We start from the raw sequence: 18,878 nt of genomic DNA on the forward strand, positions 1-18,878 counted from the left end.
GGAAAAGGCAGGCCACCAGGCCTGCCTTTTTCATTCAAGACTGCCACCGATCCGGCAATTGCCGGCAGCGTGCGGGACACCGTTTCCCGGCGCGGGAAACGGCCCGGAAAACACGTGCTTTCCGAGCCGGAATTCTCGCAGAATTCCGGCGCCGCCAATTGCGGGCGCTGGAGAGATTCGCGGCCTAGCGGCCTTTTCGGATCAGGTAGATCTGATGGCCTGCGCCTTCGCTGTGGCCCAGGAACTCATGCCCTGCCTCATTGCAGAAATGCGGCACGTCGATCACCGCCGCCGGGTCGTCCGCCAGCAGCTGCAGCACATGGCCGGGCTGCAGCGATTTCAGCCGCTTGCGCGCCTTCAGGACGGGCAGGGGGCACAGCAGCCCGATTGCATCAAGGGTCTCTTTGATCTCGCTCATGGTGTTCAGATAAGGGGGATGTTTCATGCTGTCCACAAGGATGTGACCAGCCGTCCCCGTGACGTTGGCCGCCTGCTGACATAAGTGTTGTGACATGTTTGGAATCGAGATCATCGACGCAGGGCTGCTCCCTGCCATGCTGGTGGCGCTGCTGGGCGGCGTGATCAGTTTCCTGTCACCTTGCGTGCTGCCGATCGTGCCGCCCTATCTGGCCTATATGAGCGGCGTTACCATCGGCGAGATGCAGGGCACGGTTGCCGCCCGGCGCAAGGCTGTCATTGCCGCACTCTTCTTTGTGCTGGGGCTGTCCACGGTGTTCCTGCTGCTGGGCTTCACGGCGTCCGCTTTCGGCGCGTTTGTGCTGCAGAATCAAGAGCTTTTCGCGCAAGTATCAGGAGTCGTGGTGATCATTTTCGGGCTGCACTTCCTGTCGGTCTTCCGCATTCCGCTGCTTGACCGTGAGGCACGGATGGAGGCCGGCGAATCCGGCGGCTCCGCCCTGGGCGCCTATGTTCTGGGGCTGGCCTTTGCCTTCGGCTGGACACCCTGCATCGGCCCGCAGCTGGGCGCGATCCTGTCGCTGGCGGCGTCAGAGGCTTCGGTCAGCCGCGGCACCATTCTGCTGGGTGTTTATGCCGCGGGCCTGGGCGTGCCGTTCATGCTGGCAGCAATGTTCCTCAACCGCTCGATGACGCTGATGAACAAGATGAAGCGCCACATGGGGCTGATCGAAAAGGCGATGGGCGGCCTGTTGCTGTTCGTCGGCATCATGCTGGTCACCGGCCTGTTCACCACCTTCTCCTGGTGGCTGCTGGAGACCTTCCCGGCGCTGGCAGCACTGGGTTGAGCCCGGGATTTCCAAGGGGCCTTCGGGCCCCTTTTTCTTTGCCCCTCCCGGCCTTACTCTTGCCGGATTGCGCTGCTAATCTGCCCTTGAAACGTCAAAGCAGGACAGCGTGGCTCACATCGGTTCCAACCCCCAGCAGGTGCGCAAACGCCGGGTGTTCTACATCCCCGGCTATGACCCGATTCACCCGCGCCGCTACCGGGAGCTTTACCGCAAGGAAGGCGCCGCGCAGGCGCAGATTTCTGGCTACAGCCTGACGCTATCCCCGAAACGGACCAAAGGTCCCTATGGCTGGCATGTTGAAGCGGAGATGGACGGGCAGCGGACCGGGGCGGATATCGAAGTTCTGGTCTGGTCCGACATCGTGCGCGGCAGCATGGAGGCGACCATCCCCGGCACCTATTGGCAGCTCTTGAGCACCGCCTGGATCTACATCTCCACCGGTGCGCTCAGGCGGCTGATGAGGCTGCGCAAGGGGCCGGTGATTGCGGCGCTCTACCCGGTGGGAATGCTGCTCTTGCAGGCGCTGCTGGCTCTGCTGCTGGCCTTGGGTGTGGCCCATGCCTATGGTCTCGCTGCCGGCGCTGTGGGGATGAACGGCACTTTTGCCTGGCTGCCCGGCTGGGCCTTGGGCCTAGGCGCGGGCTATGCGCTGCTTAGCTGGTTCAGGAAGCGCGATGGCAAGTTCTTTGCCTATTACCTGATGCATGACTACGCGCATACTGCTGCCACCCGTGGTGCAATCGCGCCGGAGATGGAAGCCCGGATGGGCCAGTTCCGAGCCCTAATTGCAGAAGCTTTGCAGGATGAGGGCCTGGAGGAGGTGCTGATTGTTGGCCATTCCTCGGGCGCGCATCTGGGGGTGTCGGTGCTCGCTGATCTAATTCGGGAAGGGTTGCCGCCGGAACGGCCAGCCTTGGGCTTTCTGACATTGGGACAGGTTGTACCGATGGTCTCATTCCTGCCGCGGGCGCGGCGGCTGCGGGCCGATCTGAAGTACCTGTGCCAGCGCAAGGAACTTGCTTGGGTGGATGTCACGGCACCGGGCGATGGCTGCGCCTTTGCCCTCTGTGACCCGGTGGCCGTCAGTGGCGTGGCGCCTGATGGTAAGCGCTGGCCGCTGGTGTTTTCCGCAGCCTTCACCCAAACCCTTAGCCCGGAACGCTGGAAACAGCTGCGCTGGCGCTTCTTCCGCCTGCATTTCCAGTATCTCTGCGCCTTTGACCAGCCCGGCGACTATGACTATTTCCGTATCACTGCCGGGCCGCTGACGCTGGCAGACCGCTACGGGAACCGCAAGCCTTCGCGGTCGCGCATAGACTTTCCGGTTTCCAAGTTCACGTCGGTTGCCGCTGAATGACCCAAGTGAAGCCTCCGAAACCATCCGCGCGGCCTGACCGGGTGTCGCTATGGCGCTATGTGAAATTGTTCCGCCAGGACATCCTCTCGGCGCAGCCCGCCAAGCTCTACCGCGCCTGGATGGCGGAGTTCCGAACGCCGTTCTTTCGCTCTTTTCTTGTAAACCAGCCGGATCTTGTGAAGCTTCTGCTGAAGGAGCGTCCGGATGATTTTCCAAAGTCGGACCGCATCGCCGAGGGGTTGAAGCCCTTGCTTGGCAATTCGGTGTTCCTGACCAATGGCGAGGCCTGGAAGCGGCAGCGGCGGATCATTGACCCGGCCTTTGAAGGCGGCAGGCTGAAGGACACCTTTCCAGCAATGCGTGCGGCGGCAGAGGCTGCTGTATCCCGATTGGAAGGACGGCAGGGGCCGGTTGAGATCGAGGAGGAAACCTCGCATGCAGCAGCAGATGTGATTTTCCGGACGCTATTTTCAATCCCGATCGAACATGAGGTGGCGGGACAGGTCTTTACCCGCTTCCGCGACTATCAGCGCAGCCAGCCGTTGCTGAACCTGGCCGCGTTTGTGCCGCTGCCGCGCTGGATGCCGCGGTTCTTCCGCCGCGGCACCCGCCGGAACGCAGAGACGATCCGGGCACTGATCGCGCAGCTGACGGCCGAGCGGATGGCAGCGATCGAGGCGGGCAGGGAGCCGGATGACCTGGCAACCAAGATCATGACAACCCAGGACCCGGAAACCGGCAGCACCTTTGACACCGCTGAAATGGTTGATCAGGTGGCGATTTTCTTCCTCGCCGGGCATGAAACCAGCGCCTCCGCTTTGGCCTGGGCGCTCTACCTGATGGCGCTCTACCCCGAGTGGCAAGAGAAGGTGGCGGCAGAAGCCTCGGTTCTGGAAGATGAAAGTTTTACTGCGGTGTCGAAGCTGAAGATAAGCCGCGATGTGTTCCGCGAAACCCTGCGGCTCTACCCGCCGGTGCCGATGATGGTGCGCGAGGCCACCTGTCCCGAGCACTTTCGCAACCGCACAGTGCCGAAGGGCGCGCAGATGGTCCTCAGCCCCTGGCACCTGCACCGGCACGAGCGGCTGTGGGAGAACCCGGACGGGTTCGACCCTGCGCGCTGGGAGACGGAGAACGGCAAGCAATGCCAGCGGGAGGCCTATATCCCGTTTTCGGCAGGCGCCCGGGTCTGCACAGGCGCAGGCTTTGCCATGGTGGAGGGGCCGCTGATCCTGTCGATGATCCTGCGCCGGTTCCGCATAGAACCGGTGGCTGGCAAGGCGCCGGTGCCCGTGGCGCATCTGACGGTGCGGTCGAAAAATGGCATCTGGCTGAAATTGTCGAAGCGTTAGCCAAAACTTTTCTGAAAAGTTTTGGCCAAAGTTTTCAGAAAACTTTGGCGTCAGCACAGAAAGCGGACGGGCTCGTTGTTGCAGAAGATGACAACCTGTTTACCGTTCAATACCGCATGATAACCACGGCGCTGTACTTCGTTTTGCAGCTTTGCCAGGCCAACGTTGCGTTCGACATCCCGCAGTTTGCGCCGGACCACACCGCCTTGGCGGGCGGATTTCACATCAAAGATCTGCTGCATCCACAATTCAGGGGAAACTGTGCGAAACAATTGTGACATGCAGGAACTGTGCGGGATTGTGGTTAACGTGTCCTTAACCGCCGCAGCACAAACAGCCGGATGGCGGACGCCAGGCCGCAGTCCTCGCCGCGGGTCTCGTCAATTTCTGCCGCCAAGTCATTGATTGCCCTGCCTTCCCGGGCTGCGATCTCGCGGAATGCGTCCCAGAAGTCGTCCTCCAGAGACACCGAAGTCCGGTGCCCGCGCAAGGTCAGGGAATGCTTCTTGGGGCGGGAATTCATTCGTCGCGCTTGTGGTCGTCCAGGCGTTTGACCTCTTGTGCGTTGCGCGCCTTGTCCAGGTCCTTTTCTGCCTTGGTCCGCCCAAAGGTCACGGCGTTCTGGTCTGCGCGGGCCTTCTTCTCGGCCCGCGCCTTTTCCTTCCTGTACCGGTTCAGATTGACCGGCTTGCCCATCAGTCCTTGGGTCCGATCATCTGCTCCGGGCGGACCACGGCGTCAAAGGTCGCCTCGTCCACAAAACCCAGCGCAATCGCCTCTTCTTTCAGCGTGGTGCCGTTCTTGTGTGCGGTCTTGGCAACTTTGGTTGCGTTGTCATAGCCGATGGTCGGTGCCAGTGCGGTGACCAGCATCAGCGACTCCTTCATCAGCTTGTCAATGCGCGGCTCGTTGGCCTTGATGCCGTTCAGCATCCGCTCGGTAAAGCTGCCCGCGGCGTCGCCCAAGAGCTGGATCGACTGCAGCAGGTTGTAAGACATCATCGGGTTGTAGACGTTCAGTTCGAAATGGCCCTGCGAGCCTGCAAACTTGATCGCTGCATCATTGCCCATCACATGTGCTGCCACCTGGGTCAGCGCCTCTGCCTGGGTCGGGTTCACCTTGCCCGGCATGATCGAGGAGCCGGGCTCGTTTTCCGGCAGGATCAGCTCGCCCAGGCCGGAGCGCGGGCCGGAGCCGAGGAAGCGGATGTCGTTGGCGATTTTGTAGCAGCTGCCCGCGATGGTCGCGAGCGCGCCGGACAGGAACACCATGGCGTCATGCGCTGCCAGCGCCTCGAACTTATTCGGGGCGGATACAAAGGGCAGGCCGGTGATTTCGGCCATATTGGCGGCTACGGTCTCGCCCCAGCCCTTCTGGGTGTTGAGCCCGGTGCCCACCGCGGTGCCGCCCTGGGCCAGTTCATAAATGCCGGGCATTGCCGCCTCGACCCGGGCCAGACCCTGGCGGATCTGATGCGCGTAGCCGCCGAATTCCTGGCCCAGGGTCAGCGGGGTCGCGTCCTGGGTGTGGGTGCGGCCGATCTTGATGATGTCCTTGAACTCTTCCGCCTTGGCTTCCAGCCCTTCCGCCAGCTTGGTCAGACCCGGCACCAGCACGTCGCGCACGGACATTGCGGTGGCGATATGCATTGCTGTGGGGAAGGTGTCGTTGGAGGACTGACCCATGTTGCAGTGATCGTTCGGATGGACAGGATCCTTGGAGCCGATCACACCGCCCAGGATTTCAATTGCGCGGTTGGCGATCACCTCATTGGAGTTCATGTTGGACTGAGTGCCGGAACCGGTCTGCCACACGACGAGCGGGAAGTTGTCATCGAACTTGCCCTCGATCACTTCACCGGCTGCTTGGATCACCGCATCGGCGATTTTCGCGTCCATTTTGCCGGAGGCCTTGTTGGCCATGGCGCAGGCTTTCTTGATCACGCCAAGCGCGCGCACGATGGCCACAGGCTGCTTTTCCCAGCCGATCGGGAAATTCATGATCGAGCGCTGTGTCTGCGCGCCCCAGTACTTCTCTGCCGGGACTTCAAGCGGGCCAAAGCTGTCGGTTTCGGTGCGGGTTGCGGACATCCGTCTGTCTCTCCGTTGAGTATGCGATTGTATGCCGTCTAGCCTGTGCCGGACTGTGGCGCAATTGGCCAGTTGCGCGCAGCATAGCCAAAAGGGCCGCAAGGTATAGTGGTGAATTGGCGCAACCCCGCATGTGTCAATGCGTGCTATCATGCTATTCTTTAGCTGCGGGGAACAGGATATGCTGTATCCGGAAAGGAAATGAATGTGCTGATCCGCTTGTGTCCTGAACTGTCACTGAAAGCATTTGCCGGGCTGATTGCCGCCTGCGGTATTCTTTTGCTTGCAGCCGGGCAGGGGCTTGCCGCTGGAATTTCCCAGTTTGTTGGCGAGTATTCCGGCAGTGTCGAAATCGTCAAGGCCGACGGTGACACCGATCCGCGCGACATGAGCGTGGTGATCCGTGAGATGAAAAAAGGGTTTACCATCAAATGGACTTCGACCACGGAAAAGGACGACGGCCGCAGGAAGTCCAAAACTTACGAGATCGAGTTCCAAAAGACTGGGCGCAATGGTGTCTACTCCGCTGCCATGACGCGAAATGTCTTTGGCCATTCAGTGCCGCTGGATCCAATGGAAGGCGAGCCCTTTGTCTGGGGGCGTATCACTGGCGGCACGCTGACTGTTTTCTCTCTGTTCATACATCCGAACGGTGACTATGAGATGCAGCAATACGACCGGACCCTCGCCGAGGGCGGGCTCGATCTGGTCTATACTGCCCGTTTGAACGGAGAGCCGCAGCGGCAGCTGCAGACCTTCCTTGCCCGGCACTAGGGGCCTTCATTTGTCCGCAAAACAAAAAGGCAGCCCGCGGGCTGCCTAATCTGGCTGCCGGAAGGGGACCCTATTTGCGGAAACTGTCGAGCGAAACCACATCCGCATCCTTTTTCTTGGGTTCCGGCTGCGCTTCGGTGCTGACCGGTTCGTCTTCAGCGTCCGGTTCCGCGGAATAGCCGTCTGCGTCTTCATCAGCGCTTTCGAACCGCAGCCCGAACTCCACCGACGGATCCACAAAAGTGCGGATTGCATCGTAGGGGATGTAGAGCGGCTCAGGCGAGTCGCCGAAATTCAGCGTAACCGCAAAACCATCTTCGTCGACGGTCAGATTGTCGAACCAATGCTGCATGACCACGGTCATTTCGCCGGGGTAGCGGTCGGACAGCCAGTCCGCCAGTTCGACGTCCGGATGGGCGGTATCGAAGGTGATGAAAAAGTGATGGTTGCCGGGCAATCCGTTTTCAGAGACGTCCTGCAGCACGGTCCGGATCAGGCCGCGCATGGCGGAGTGCATCAGGTTGCCATAGTCGATTTCACGGGACATGCAGTCACCCTTTGTTCATTTGTAGTTAAGCATAGGAGATTCTGCCGGAAACAAAAGAGCAGCCTTGTGGGCTGCTCAATTATTTTTGCCGCAGGGGAAGGCCGGCGACAGGCCGCAGTCAGCTGATTGCAAACGGGAATTCTGCAACGGCCAGACCTGCTGCTGCCATCGCCGCCAGCAAAAGCAGCATATTGCCGCGCACTGCTAAGGCCGCTAGCGGGGCAAGCAGAACCAGCAGCACTGCCGGGGTGTTCATGCTGCTCCAGACGGGTGCGGGAATGTGCAGGATACCGGTCTCAATGATCCGGGTTCCGGCAAAGGCCACATGCATCAGGAACCACACCGACAGGTTCAGAATGACACCGGCAACCGTGGCAGTTACCGCCTTCAGCGCCATCCCCAGGCGAGGGTGCGCGGCGATGCGCTCCACGTAAGGCGCCGCGGCAAAAATCCAAAGGAAGCAGGGCATGAAGGTGGCCCAAAGCGCCACAGCCCCGGCCGCCAAAAACAACCCGAAACCGCCCTCCTGCAGGCCGGACAGCATGGCAACAAACTGGGTGACCAGGATCAGCGGGCCGGGGGTGGTTTCCGCCAGTCCCAGCGCGTCGATCATCTGGCCCGCGCTGATCCAGCCGAATTGGGTGACCACGGTCTGGCTGATGTAGGCGAGCACCGCATAGGCGCCGCCAAAAGTCACCACCGCCAGTTTTGAGAAGAACCAGCCGATATCGGCCAGGAACGCCGCCCCCGCCAGAGACAGAGCGATCAGCGGCATCAGCCACAAGGCGCCCCAGACAAGGATGGATTGCAGCGTGCTACCATTTCGGGCAGGCGGGGTGTGGACCGCTGCAGTCATGCTCCCGTCCTTGCGCACCAGTCCGATGCAGGCGGCGGCCAGCACCACAAGCGGGAATGGCAGGTTGAGCAGGAACAGGGCGGCAAAGCCAAACCCCGCCAGCCCCCAGTCCAGCGGATGTTTCAGCGCTTTGCCGGAAAGCCGGCGCAACGCCTGAACGATGATGACAACCACCGCTGCCTTCACCCCAAGGAAGGCAGACTGGACCGCGGGCAGGGTGCCGAATTGCGCATAGAGCCAGACCAGCGCTGCAATCACTGCCGCCCCCGGCAGCACAAACAAGAGGCCCGCCAGCAACCCGCCTGCGGTGCCCCGCATCCGCCAGCCTGTATAGGTCGCCAGCTGCATCGCCTCAGGTCCCGGCAGCAGCATGCAGAAACTGAGCCCGCGAAGAAAGCTCTCCTCGCTCAGCCAGGGACGGTCTTCCACCAGTTCCTTGTGCATCACTGCGATCTGCGCCGCAGGGCCGCCGAAGCTCAGCACGCCGATGCGCCCGAAGACACGGAACATCTCCGTCCAGGAAGGCTGGATCATGCTTTGCGGTCCGCGGGCCAGTCGTGGCCTTCGCCTCGCCCGTCGCGGGCCCAGCGGTAAAGCGCATCATATAGTGTCATGCCCGCCTCAAGCTGCTGATGGTCGTCCTTGTACTGGCGCGATAGACCAACCGAGAGGGCCAATAGCCCTGCTGCCTCGGGGGCCAGATCATGCCGGTTGGTGTCGGCGCCTCTCACAACCCGGGCCAGGATGTCAAGCGCCGGGGTTCTGAGGCCGAACTCATCCAGCATTGTATCAAAGGTGCAAAACGCTCCGCGGTGCGACCAGAACATCCCCTCGACATCAAAGGGAGTGGCGCCGAAACGCTCTGCAACCCCAGCAACTTCGGATGGCGACACGAACAGGAAACGCGCCTGGGCGTCAACGAAGCGGCGGATCAGCCAGGGGCAGGCAATACGATCGATTTTGGGGCGGTGGCGGGTCACCCACAGGGTGCTGCCGTCAACAGGCGCAGGCAGAGCGCCGGCCGGGATCCGCGGCGCGCCTTGCAGATCGCGCCAGCCGTACATGCCGCCTTGCAGATACTCCGCTTCGATCCCGTCACTGCGCAGCCAGGCAGCTGCGCCTTGCGACAGCTTCAGGCCCTTCTGGCAGATCACAACGCAGCGCCGCCCGCCGAGGCGCGCCTTGAGGGTTTCGATTGCGGTATGCGGGTGCCGGTAGGAGCCGGGGATCAAATAGGGATCCGCGGCAAAGTCTTCATCGGTGCAGAGGTCCACAAGAACCGGCGCGTTCGGTGTGCCAATCAGGCGCAGCAGCTGGGCGGGGGTGATTTCATTCGGGGCAGCCATGAGCATGTCTCCTCGCGAGCAAGGTTAACATGCGAACCTTGGGCTGTCGCCTCACGGGGCGTTCGCGTCTCTCCCCATAAGCCTTTACAAGCGCGTTTGCCCCCTTATTGTCAAGTATGTGCAGGCGGAGGCTACCGCAGCCGTTCCCCGGTCATGCATATGGCCATTGCCTCAGGCGGGAGCTGGCCAAGCTGCTCGAACATCTTGAAATAATCCATGTTGGAATGCAGCTCGGCGATCTTGCCGTCCTCCACGCGTGCCATCACTTGCCCGGTAATCTGAAAGCTGTGTCCGTCTTTGGGATCGCTGGTATCAACCTGCAGCCGGACCGACACCCAGTCACGGGTTTCCATCGCATGGCTGAAAGTCACATAAATGGGGCCCAATAGGTTACGCAGGGCGGCGACCACCTCGCTGTAGTCGCATTCCGGCTCGGCGAGGGCTGAGACCGCGCCCGAGATCACTGTTTTTGCAGTCATCACCTCGTCGACGGCATCAAGGTTGCCATTGCACCAGACCTCCTGAAACCAGAAATGCAGAAGACTTGTCAGCGGCAGGTCTGTGCGGCCATCCGGGTCGAACGGTGCCGACATGTTCGGGTATCCCTCTGCAGAAGGCTGAGCCGGGCTGTCCGCCGGGGATGCCCGGCGCGGCGAAACGTGGAGTGTGCTGGCGGTTTTGGTCTTGTTCACCCTCAGGGAGCCGGTGTCTGGCCAAAATCGCGGCTGCATCCGGTTGCGTCAAACAATCATAATATCCGGGGAAAGGTAAAGTGCAGGTTTCTGTTGCCAGGTACCTGCGAACCCCGCCTTACGCGGCTAGGCGCAAGGGCTTAGATTTCGATTCCTCGAACTGCTTACGCAGCCAGAGCAACCGGAGCACGATTGTCGTTTGCAATTGTACTGTTTGGGCCGGTACGGTGGCACCCCGCCGAGACAAAGCAAACCCCTTTAGACGTCCGTCGATCCTGTTTCGGCCCCATGATCCCCAAACGAAGGATGTTGGTGGAGCCGCCGGGTACCGCCCCCGGGTCCGATCCGCTTATTACGAGCGCGTTTATGTCCATAGTTCCTCATGGGAACAGAAGTCATATAGTCGGCTTATGGGCGGTTGCAAAGGGGGAACCGGAATCCTGCGAAGATTCCGGCCAGTTTTCCGGCGCGGCAAACCGGCTATTGCGGGACCCGCTGCGGCCCGAAACTCCTCACAGGAATCTTGGCCGTTCCGCACCGCCTTGCAGGCAAAGATATCGCGCAGCCAATTATCGGGGGAGAGGGCGGAGCCGGAATTGACCATGCTTGGGGACACCCGGTTCATGGATTAGCAGTTCCTACTTTGCCGCCCGGGCAGCAAAGACATCGGCCGCCAGCTTGCGGGTCTCGTTCTCCAGATCCTTCAGCCCTGCAGCGGCTGCATTGCCGTCGCCAGTCTCGATGGCATCGGCGATACGGCTGTGCAGCCCAGTAATCACGGCGCGGTCCCGTGCCGTAAATGTGACCATATTCATCAACGGCTGCATCGCCTCCACTGCGCCTGCCAACTGGTAGGACAGCACCGGATTGCGGGCCCCGTCCACTAGCGCCCGGTGAAAAGCCACATCCGAGGCGCAGAAGGCCACGTCCGTCAGCCCTGGCTGGCCTTGGCGGAAAATCTCCGCCCGCATGGTGGCAAGGTGGTCAGCGCTGCGGCGCTCTGCCGACAGCGGCGCGCAGGCGCGCTCCAGTGCATAACGCGCTTCGCAGGCGGTATCAAAGCTCACTTCATTCATGCTCAGCAGCAGGGTCGAGGTGGTGACCTGCTGCGCATAGGCATCCTCAAAGCTCAAGCGGTTCACAAAGGCCCCGCCGGAGGCGCCGCGCTGGGTGCGGATCAGCGATTGCGCCGCCAGCCGCTTCAGTGCCTCGCGAACCGTCGGGCGGGACACCTGGAAATGGTCCGACAACTCCGCCTCCGACGGCAGCCGCTCATCCACGATCAATTCGCCCGAGATGATGGCATCTTTAATGGCCTGGGCTATCTGAACCGACAAATCGGCGGAGCTTTTGGGGTCAATTTTCATGCCTTTGGTCCTGATAATGTGCTGCGCCGGGGCGGTGGCGGCAAGAAATCATTTGTCTGACATTTAAAAGTCTGACATTTAGAGCCTAAGGCTTGAGTCGGGGGAGGGCAATGCTTGGAACCTCTGTACGCGGGCTTTTGCGGCATCAGTTTTGCCGCGTGCAGCCACTTTTCGGAAACGCTCAAACGGAGACTTGAGCATGGCAAGCATATTTCCTTCCCGCCGCATCCGGCGCACCCCCTTTTCCCCCGGCGTAGAGGCCGCGGGCGTAAGGGGTTACACGGTTTATAACCACATGCTGCTGGCCACGGTGTTCGACAGCCTGGAGTACGATTGCGCCCACCTGAAAGAGCACGTGCAGGTCTGGGATGTGGCCTGCGAGCGCCAAGTGAGTATCAAGGGGCCGGACGCGCTGCGGCTGATGAAACTGATCAGCCCGCGCGACATGGACAAGATGGCGGATGACCAGTGCTACTACGTGCCGACTGTAGATCAGAACGGGGGGATGCTGAACGACCCTGTGGCCGTGAAACTGGCAGCGGACCACTACTGGCTGTCGCTTGCCGACGGCGACCTGCTGCAGTTCGCGTTGGGCATTGCCATCGCCAAAGGGTTCGACGTGGAGATAGTGGAGCCCGACGTGTCGCCGCTGGCAGTGCAAGGTCCCAAGGCGGACGATCTGATGGCCCGAGTCTTTGGCGACGCGGTGCGCGATATCCGCTTCTTCCGCTACAAGCGTCTGGCCTTCCGGGGAGTGGAACTGGTGGTGGCGCGCTCCGGGTGGTCCAAACAGGGCGGCTTCGAGGTCTATGTCGAAGGCGGCGAACTGGGGATGCCGCTGTGGGACGCGCTGTTTGCGGCCGGCGCAGACCTGAATGTGCGAGCAGGCTGCCCGAACGCGATCGAGCGGATCGAAAGCGGGCTCTTGAGCTACGGCAATGACATGACCCGCGAAAACACGCCCTATGAATGCGGTCTTGGCAAATTCTGCAATTCACCCGAGGACTACATCGGCAAGGCAGCCCTAGCAGAGCAGGCCGCAAACGGCCCCGCCCGACAGATCCGCCCGCTGCTGATCGGTGGAGAGATCCCGCCCTGCCTGGACGCCTGGCCGCTGTATGCCGATGGCCGACGGGTCGGGGCGATTGGGTCGGCAATCTTTTCGCCTGAATTCGGAGTGAACGCGGCGATCGGTATGGTCGGCCGGTCTCATTGGGCACCGGGCACCGCGCTGGAAGTCGAGACCCCGGCAGGGATGCGGCCTGCTACAGTTCAGGATAAATTCTGGCGCTGATGTGAAACACCCGAGGGGGGCTGCCCCGCTGCGGCTTCCTCGGGATATTGGCGGCCAGATGAACAAGGGATCTGGTTTGCGGTACAGGAAAGGATGGCAAGATGTTCAATGCACTGGTGGTGAACAAGGACGAAGACAGCGGCAAGACCTCTGCCGCGGTGGAGCAGATCAGCCTGGATCAGTTGCCAGCGGGCGAGGTGACCGTGGCGGTGGAGTACTCCACCGTGAATTACAAGGATGGGCTGTGCATAGGCCCGGGTGGCGGATTGGTGCGGAAATACCCGCACGTGCCGGGGATCGACTTTGCCGGCACCGTCGAGGCGTCATCTGATGACCGCTACAAGCGTGGCGACAGGGTGGTGCTGACCGGCTGGCGCGTGGGCGAGGCCCACTGGGGCGGCTACAGCCAGAAGGCCAACGTGCGCGCCGATTGGCTGGTGCCATTGCCTCAGGGGCTGGACAGCCGTCAGGCGATGGCCGTGGGCACAGCAGGCTTCACCGCTATGCTGGCTGTCATGGCGCTGGAGGATCATGGGCTGGAACCCGGCCATGGTCCGGTCCTGGTTACCGGGGCAGCCGGCGGTGTCGGTTCTGTTGCCACCGCGATTCTGGCAAACCTGGGATATGAAGTCGCAGGTGTGACCGGCCGCCCCGAAACCGCGGACTACCTGAATTCTCTGGGTGCGACCCAGATCGTCGCCCGTGAGGAGATCAACGAGACCACCAAGCGCCCGCTGGAAAGCGAAACCTGGGCGGGCTGCGTAGATGCTGTCGGTGGTGCCATGCTGGCCCGGGTACTGGGGCAGATGAAATACGGCGCCTCGGTTGCAGCAGTCGGGCTGGCTGGCGGCGCGGCGCTGCCAGCCACCGTGGTTCCCTTTCTGCTGCGCGGCGTAAACCTTTTGGGAATCGACTCGGTCATGCAGCCCTATGAAAACCGCGTCCGGGCCTGGCAGCGGGTCGCCAGTGACCTGCCGATGGACAAGCTGGAAGCGATGATCCAGCCTGCCGCCCTCAGTGATTTGCCGCAGCTCGGCGCGGATATCCTCAAGGGCCAGGTTAAGGGCCGGGTGGTAGTGGATGTCAATTCGTAAGCCATTGAAATAGAAATAATTTGCGGGAGCGCGCGGCGGTGTCCGCGCGTTTTCCTTTTAAATCGCGGCCATTGGGACAGGAACCTCGCCGCGCATGGCAGCTGCGCCTGATGTGCTGGGCCATCTTCCGCGGCCTGCGGACAGAGGCGCGCTGAGGAAAATTCCGCAAACGGAGAAACACCCCGGCTGTGCAACCGGGGCGTTTTGCTTTGTCAGCTGTTGTATTTGAAGAAACCAAGCGAGTTGCCATCCGGATCGGTGGCATAGAAGAACCGTCCAGGCGGGACCGCGATGGTCTCTGAGACTACCTTGCCGCCAGCATCGGTTACGCGCTCCATCACGTCCTCCAACTCACCCTCGGCGGTCAGATGCAGGGTCGGGCCGCGGCCGTCGCCAGCGGGCTTGCCGGGATAGAGATGCAGGGCAATACCAGTCGTCTCATTGGCGGGCTTGAACATCGCAATAGCGTTCGGGCCGCTGTCGTCGATGCTCAGATCGGCACCGGTTACCTTGCTGTAAAAGGTGACTGCCGCGTCCAGGTCGCTTACAGGAAGCTCGCCCCAGACCAGGAAATCCTTTGGTGTGAAAGCCATGTCTTGTTCTCCTTGATGTGATGGGGGCAGACTGCCATGCGCTCCTGACAGTTTCCGGCATCAGCTGTGCCGCTTGACCGCACCGCCTCTGGTACGATACCACCTTGGCGTCCTGCTTGGCCTGTTCCGCCTTGCAGGGCTGCCTGCGATCCCTCAATCCTTGTGCGGGAGCGCGGCTCGGCTGGAAGACCTGCCATGTTCGGGGTGACCCCTGGCATGTGCCGGTCGCCCCCTGAACCGCAGCGATTGAGGAGACACGCGATGAGCGTTTTGGATATTGATTTCGTCCGGGCACAGTTCCCTGCCTTTGCAGAACCCAGCCTGAAGGGGCAGGCGTTCTTTGAAAACGCGGGCGGGTCCTACACCTGCCGTCATGTAATAGACCGGCTGACCCGGTTTTACATCCAGCGCAAGGTGCAGCCCTATGCGCCATACGAGGCCTCCCGTCTGGGCGGAGAGGAAATGGACGAGGCCCGCACACGCCTGGCCGCGCTGATGGGCGTCGCCACGGAAGAGCTGAGCTTTGGCCCCTCGACCACCCAAAACACCTATGTTCTGGCGCAGGCGTTCCGCAAAATTATGAAGCCGGGGGAGGCGGTCATCGTCACCAACCAGGACCACGAGGCCAATACCGGCCCTTGGCGTCGGCTGGCAGAAGAAGGGATCGAGATCCGCGAATGGCAGCTGGACCCGCAGACCGGCCATCTGGATACGGCTCAGCTGGAGAACCTGCTGGATGGAAACGTCCGCCTGGTCTGCTTCCCGCATTGCTCCAACGTGGTGGGGGAAATCAACCCGGTGGCCGAGATCACCGCGCTGGCTCATGCCGAGGGTGCCTTTGTCTGCGTCGACGGCGTCTCCTACGTGCCGCACGGCCTGCCGAATGTGGATGAACTGGGCGCCGACATCTACCTTTTCTCCTCCTACAAGACCTACGGGCCGCATCAGGGCGTCATGGTGATCCGCCGGGCGCTGGGCGGACTGCTGCCGAATCAGGCGCACTACTTCAACGCAGGCGACCTCTACAAACGCTTTACTCCGGCCGGCCCCGACCACGCCCAGGTGGCCGCCTCCGCTGGCATGGCGGATTATTTCGAAGCGCTGGCGACTCATCACGGCCACAGCGGCAGCGCCTCTGAAACCGGCGCCTTTGTCCACGACCTGATGCGCGCGCATGAGATCAAGCTGCTGCAGCCGCTGCTGGACGCAGTGAAGGACCGCAACGATGTGCGCCTGCTGGGTCCGTCCACCGCCGAAAACCGTGCGCCCACCGTGGCCCTGGCCCTCAGCCGCACGGCTGAGCCGGTTGCGGCGCAGCTGGCAGAACATGGCATCATGGCAGGCGGCGGCGATTTCTATGCCGTGCGCGCACTGGAGGCGATGGGCATTGATCCAGCCGAAGGCGTGCTGCGTATCAGCTTCACCCACTACACGTCCGAAGACGAGGTCGCGAAGCTGATCGAGGCGCTGGACAGGGTGCTGTAACGCGAACAGGACAAGGAGCACGACATGAACAGCCGTCCCCCGGTGATCTGGTGGATCAGGCGGGATCTCCGCCTGTGTGACAACCCGGCCCTGACGGCTGCCGTCAGTAGCGGCGCTCCGGTCCTGCCTGTTTACATCCTGGACGATCAGGACGAGGCGCTGGGCGCCGCACCCAAATTCCGCCTCGGCCTAGGGCTGGAGCATTTCGGCCAGCAACTGGCCAAGGCGGGCTCCCGCCTGATCCTGCGCCGCGGCAAGTCTCTGGAGGTACTGGGGGAGCTTATCGGGGAAACGGGGGCAGGGGCCGTGCATTGGTCCCACCTCTACGACCAGCAGGCGATTGCCCGTGATACGGACGTCAAGACGCAGCTCAAGGAGCAGGGTGTCTCTGCCAAATCCCACGGCGGGCGGCTGCTGTTCGAACCCTGGACGGTCGAAACCAAGACCGGCGGCATGTACAAGGTATTCACGCCGTTCTGGAAATCCGTGCGGGTACGCGATGTGGACAGCCTGCGGCCCGCCCCCTCGGAAATTCCTGCGCCGGACACATGGCCTGCAAGCGAGAAAATAAGTGATTGGAAGATGGGCGCTGCAATGCGCCGGGGCGCGGATGTTGTGGCTCGCTATTGCCGTGTGGGCGAGGCGGCGGCGCAGGACCGGCTGGATGAGTTTCTGGAAGACAAGGTGTCCGCCTACAAGGAATGCCGCGACTTTCCGGGCGAGGACGCAACCTCCGGCCTCTCGGAAAACCTCGCCTGGGGCGAAATCAGCCCGCACCGCCTGTGGCACCAGGGCCGCGCAGCAATGGAACAGACCAGCCAGGGTGCCGAGACCTTCCTGAAGGAGGTGGTCTGGCGCGAGTTTGCCTATCACCTGATGTACTATTCCCCCCATATCCTGACCGAAAGCTGGCGCGAGGAATGGCAGGATTTCCCCTGGTCGCAGGAGGTTACGCCGCAGGTGCAGGCCTGGCAGCGCGGCCAGACCGGTTACGGCTTTGTCGATGCCGCGATGCGGGAGCTTTATGCGACCGGCAAGATGCACAACCGGGCTCGGATGATCGTGGCAAGCTTCCTGACCAAGCATCTGATGGCGCACTGGAAAATTGGAATGAACTGGTTCGCGGACACGCTGGTGGACTGGGATCCGGCCTCCAACGCCATGGGCTGGCAGTGGGTGGCGGGATCCGGCCCCGATGCGTCGCCGTTCTTCCGGGTATTCAACCCCTCGGGCCAGCTGGACAAATTCGATCCCTCGGGTGACTACACAGGCCGCTGGATTGCCGAAGAGAAGGATAGCCCGCCGCAAACCGCACTGGACTTTTTCGATGCGGCCCCGCGGTCGTGGAACCTCGCTCCGGACAGGCCGCGGGTAGAGCCCATCATCAGTTTGCAGGCAGGCCGGGACCGCGCGCTCACGGCGTATCACGACAGCCGTGAAAACCGCTAACGCACAGTTTTCTTGCCTTAAAGCCCTTCGCGGCCTAGCTTTTTCCCATAGCACGCCTGCATCCTGCATAGGGGGAAGCGAATGAAGTTCAAGTCCGTTAAGGGCCAGAAAAACCTGCCGCGCTATTTTCCGGCAGTGTTTGCAAAGGTGAAGGCCATGGAGGTCGGCCAGCTGGATATCCAGCTTCCGGACGGGCGCATTTTCACAGCCAAGGGCAGGAACCCGGGACCTGCGGCCGACCTGATCATCCACCATCCCGATTGCTTTTCCCGCCTGATCCGGGAGGGCGACCTGGGCTTTTCAGACGCCTATTTGGAAGGCTGGTGGAGCACCTCCGACCTGCAAGCCTTTATGGATCTTGTGCATATGGGGGCGGAAACCGTTTATGACGGCTTTCCGGGCCAGGGACTGGCGCGCGCCTATGAACGCTTCCGTTTCTGGCTCCATCGCAACCACCGCCGCCAGGCCAAAAAGAACATCGCCCATCACTATGACTTGGGAAATGACTTCTACAGGCTGTGGTTGGATGACACGATGACCTATTCCAGCGCCCTGTTCCGCAGCGGTCAGGACAGCCTTGAAAAAGCGCAGACTGCCAAATATGCCTCTTTGGTGGATCAGATGGGGGTCAAGCCCGGCGATCATGTGCTGGAGATCGGCTGCGGCTGGGGCGGCTTTGCCGAATATGCTGCAAGCCATCGCGGTTTACGGGTCACCGGACTGACAATCAGTAAGGAGCAGTTAAGGTTTGCCCGGCAACGGCTTGATAAGGTGGGGCTTTCAAGTAAAGTTGAACTGCGTTTGCAGGACTATCGCGATTGCCGCGGACAGTTCGACGGAATTGCGTCGATCGAGATGTTCGAGGCGGTTGGCGAGAAATACTGGCCCGCGTATTTCGGTGCGGTCCGCGACCGTCTGAAGCCCGGCGGCAAGGCGACACTTCAGATCATCACCGTGGCTGACCGGCGCTGGGAGGTCTACCGCAAAGGTGTCGACTTCATCCAGAAACATATCTTTCCCGGCGGCATGCTGCCGTCACCGGCGGTGCTGCGCGCCCAGGTGGAAAAGGCGGGTCTTGGCGTGGTCCGGTCCATCGAATTCGGCAGCAGTTACGACCAGACGCTCCGGCGCTGGCATGAGACATTCAACACCCGGTGGGACCGGATCGCAGCCCTTGGCTTTGATGAGCGCTTCCATAAGATGTGGAACTTTTACCTCACTTCCTGCGCCGCTGCCTTTAAGACTGGAAATTGCGACGTGACGCAGATTACAGTTGCGCATCGCTAACTGAACCGCGCCACGGAATTGACCTGA

The 18,878-nt window shown here is 61.6% G+C and carries 20 protein-coding genes and 1 other RNA gene; 9 read left to right on the plus strand and 12 right to left on the minus strand.

Going from position 1 to position 18,878, the window contains the following annotated elements:
* Window positions 1-184: 184 nt before the first annotated feature.
* On the minus strand, window positions 185-418 hold the full coding sequence (locus GKC28_RS07890) for a sulfurtransferase TusA family protein (protein ID WP_174146443.1): 234 nt from the start codon (window positions 416-418) through the stop codon (window positions 185-187).
* Window positions 419-512: 94 nt separating this feature from the next.
* Here GKC28_RS07890 and GKC28_RS07895 point away from each other — a divergent pair, with 94 nt between their 5' ends.
* From GKC28_RS07895 to GKC28_RS07905, 3 genes are all read left to right on the plus strand, one after another.
* Window positions 513-1,265, plus strand: coding sequence for a cytochrome c biogenesis CcdA family protein (locus tag GKC28_RS07895; RefSeq protein WP_174146359.1), 753 nt, complete (start codon window positions 513-515; stop codon window positions 1,263-1,265).
* Between the two features lie 118 nt (window positions 1,266-1,383).
* Complete coding sequence (locus GKC28_RS07900) at window positions 1,384-2,625, plus strand: hypothetical protein (RefSeq protein WP_174146444.1); 1,242 nt, start codon at window positions 1,384-1,386, stop codon at window positions 2,623-2,625.
* On the plus strand, window positions 2,622-3,977 hold the full coding sequence (locus GKC28_RS07905) for a cytochrome P450 (RefSeq protein WP_174146360.1): 1,356 nt from the start codon (window positions 2,622-2,624) through the stop codon (window positions 3,975-3,977). Before GKC28_RS07900 ends, GKC28_RS07905 begins: the two co-directional genes overlap by 4 nt.
* A gap of 50 nt (window positions 3,978-4,027) precedes the next feature.
* Here the strand turns inward: GKC28_RS07905 and GKC28_RS07910 are convergent, their stop codons facing one another.
* From GKC28_RS07910 to fumC, 4 genes are all read right to left on the minus strand, one after another.
* The gene (locus tag GKC28_RS07910) at window positions 4,028-4,219 is read right to left on the minus strand and encodes a hypothetical protein (protein WP_254604185.1); all 192 of its coding nucleotides are present in this window, start codon (window positions 4,217-4,219) and stop codon (window positions 4,028-4,030) included.
* 62 nt (window positions 4,220-4,281) lie between these two features.
* Window positions 4,282-4,500: a ribbon-helix-helix domain-containing protein gene (locus tag GKC28_RS07915; RefSeq protein ID WP_174146362.1), complete on the minus strand. Its 219-nt coding sequence runs from the start codon at window positions 4,498-4,500 to the stop codon at window positions 4,282-4,284.
* A complete protein-coding gene (locus GKC28_RS07920; RefSeq protein ID WP_174146363.1) occupies window positions 4,497-4,673 on the minus strand; it encodes a DUF4169 family protein in 177 nt (58 codons plus the stop codon). The genes GKC28_RS07915 and GKC28_RS07920 overlap by 4 nt, the downstream gene beginning before the upstream one ends.
* On the minus strand, window positions 4,673-6,067 hold the full coding sequence (gene fumC / locus GKC28_RS07925) for a class II fumarate hydratase (RefSeq protein WP_174146364.1): 1,395 nt from the start codon (window positions 6,065-6,067) through the stop codon (window positions 4,673-4,675). Before fumC ends, GKC28_RS07920 begins: the two co-directional genes overlap by 1 nt.
* Before the next feature lie 201 nt (window positions 6,068-6,268).
* Here fumC and GKC28_RS07930 point away from each other — a divergent pair, with 201 nt between their 5' ends.
* Complete coding sequence (locus tag GKC28_RS07930) at window positions 6,269-6,841, plus strand: hypothetical protein (RefSeq protein ID WP_174146365.1); 573 nt, start codon at window positions 6,269-6,271, stop codon at window positions 6,839-6,841.
* Window positions 6,842-6,911: 70 nt separating this feature from the next.
* Here GKC28_RS07930 and GKC28_RS07935 read toward each other — a convergent pair whose 3' ends face one another.
* The 6 genes from GKC28_RS07935 to GKC28_RS07960 all read right to left on the minus strand — a co-directional run bounded on the left by GKC28_RS07935 (window position 6,912) and on the right by GKC28_RS07960 (window position 11,649).
* On the minus strand, window positions 6,912-7,388 hold the full coding sequence (locus GKC28_RS07935) for an SspB family protein (RefSeq protein WP_174146366.1): 477 nt from the start codon (window positions 7,386-7,388) through the stop codon (window positions 6,912-6,914).
* Window positions 7,389-7,506: 118 nt separating this feature from the next.
* On the minus strand, window positions 7,507-8,778 hold the full coding sequence (chrA, locus tag GKC28_RS07940; protein WP_174146367.1) for a chromate efflux transporter: 1,272 nt from the start codon (window positions 8,776-8,778) through the stop codon (window positions 7,507-7,509).
* Entirely contained in the window at window positions 8,775-9,590 is an 816-nt protein-coding gene (locus tag GKC28_RS07945) for a sulfurtransferase/chromate resistance protein (RefSeq protein WP_174146368.1), read from the minus strand. Before GKC28_RS07945 ends, chrA begins: the two co-directional genes overlap by 4 nt.
* Before the next feature lie 131 nt (window positions 9,591-9,721).
* The gene (locus GKC28_RS07950; RefSeq protein ID WP_174146369.1) at window positions 9,722-10,183 is read right to left on the minus strand and encodes a nuclear transport factor 2 family protein; all 462 of its coding nucleotides are present in this window, start codon (window positions 10,181-10,183) and stop codon (window positions 9,722-9,724) included.
* Window positions 10,184-10,361: 178 nt separating this feature from the next.
* Window positions 10,362-10,711: a transfer-messenger RNA gene (gene ssrA, locus GKC28_RS07955) on the minus strand.
* A gap of 209 nt (window positions 10,712-10,920) precedes the next feature.
* Window positions 10,921-11,649, minus strand: coding sequence for a FadR/GntR family transcriptional regulator (locus GKC28_RS07960; RefSeq protein WP_174146370.1), 729 nt, complete (start codon window positions 11,647-11,649; stop codon window positions 10,921-10,923).
* Between the two features lie 199 nt (window positions 11,650-11,848).
* Between GKC28_RS07960 and GKC28_RS07965 the strand changes: the two genes are divergently transcribed.
* Both GKC28_RS07965 and acuI read left to right on the plus strand, forming a co-directional pair.
* Window positions 11,849-12,943: a dimethylsulfoniopropionate demethylase gene (locus GKC28_RS07965; RefSeq protein ID WP_174146371.1), complete on the plus strand. Its 1,095-nt coding sequence runs from the start codon at window positions 11,849-11,851 to the stop codon at window positions 12,941-12,943.
* A gap of 101 nt (window positions 12,944-13,044) precedes the next feature.
* A complete protein-coding gene (acuI, locus tag GKC28_RS07970) occupies window positions 13,045-14,037 on the plus strand; it encodes an acryloyl-CoA reductase (RefSeq protein WP_174146372.1) in 993 nt (330 codons plus the stop codon).
* Window positions 14,038-14,249: 212 nt separating this feature from the next.
* Here the strand turns inward: acuI and GKC28_RS07975 are convergent, their stop codons facing one another.
* Window positions 14,250-14,630: a VOC family protein gene (locus GKC28_RS07975; protein ID WP_174146373.1), complete on the minus strand. Its 381-nt coding sequence runs from the start codon at window positions 14,628-14,630 to the stop codon at window positions 14,250-14,252.
* Window positions 14,631-14,891: 261 nt separating this feature from the next.
* Between GKC28_RS07975 and GKC28_RS07980 the strand changes: the two genes are divergently transcribed.
* From GKC28_RS07980 to GKC28_RS07990, 3 genes are all read left to right on the plus strand, one after another.
* Entirely contained in the window at window positions 14,892-16,115 is a 1,224-nt protein-coding gene (locus GKC28_RS07980; RefSeq protein ID WP_174146374.1) for an aminotransferase class V-fold PLP-dependent enzyme, read from the plus strand.
* Window positions 16,116-16,139: 24 nt separating this feature from the next.
* Window positions 16,140-17,564 (plus strand): deoxyribodipyrimidine photo-lyase, encoded by a 1,425-nt coding sequence (locus GKC28_RS07985; RefSeq protein ID WP_174146375.1) that lies wholly within the window; start codon window positions 16,140-16,142, stop codon window positions 17,562-17,564.
* A gap of 81 nt (window positions 17,565-17,645) precedes the next feature.
* Window positions 17,646-18,851 carry a cyclopropane-fatty-acyl-phospholipid synthase family protein gene (locus GKC28_RS07990; RefSeq protein WP_174146376.1) on the plus strand — a complete coding sequence of 402 codons (1,206 nt, stop codon included), beginning with the start codon at window positions 17,646-17,648 and terminating at the stop codon, window positions 18,849-18,851.
* Window positions 18,852-18,878: the final 27 nt, after the last annotated feature.

The organism is Leisingera sp. ANG59 (assembly GCF_013317235.1).
Taxonomy (GTDB): domain Bacteria; phylum Pseudomonadota; class Alphaproteobacteria; order Rhodobacterales; family Rhodobacteraceae; genus Leisingera.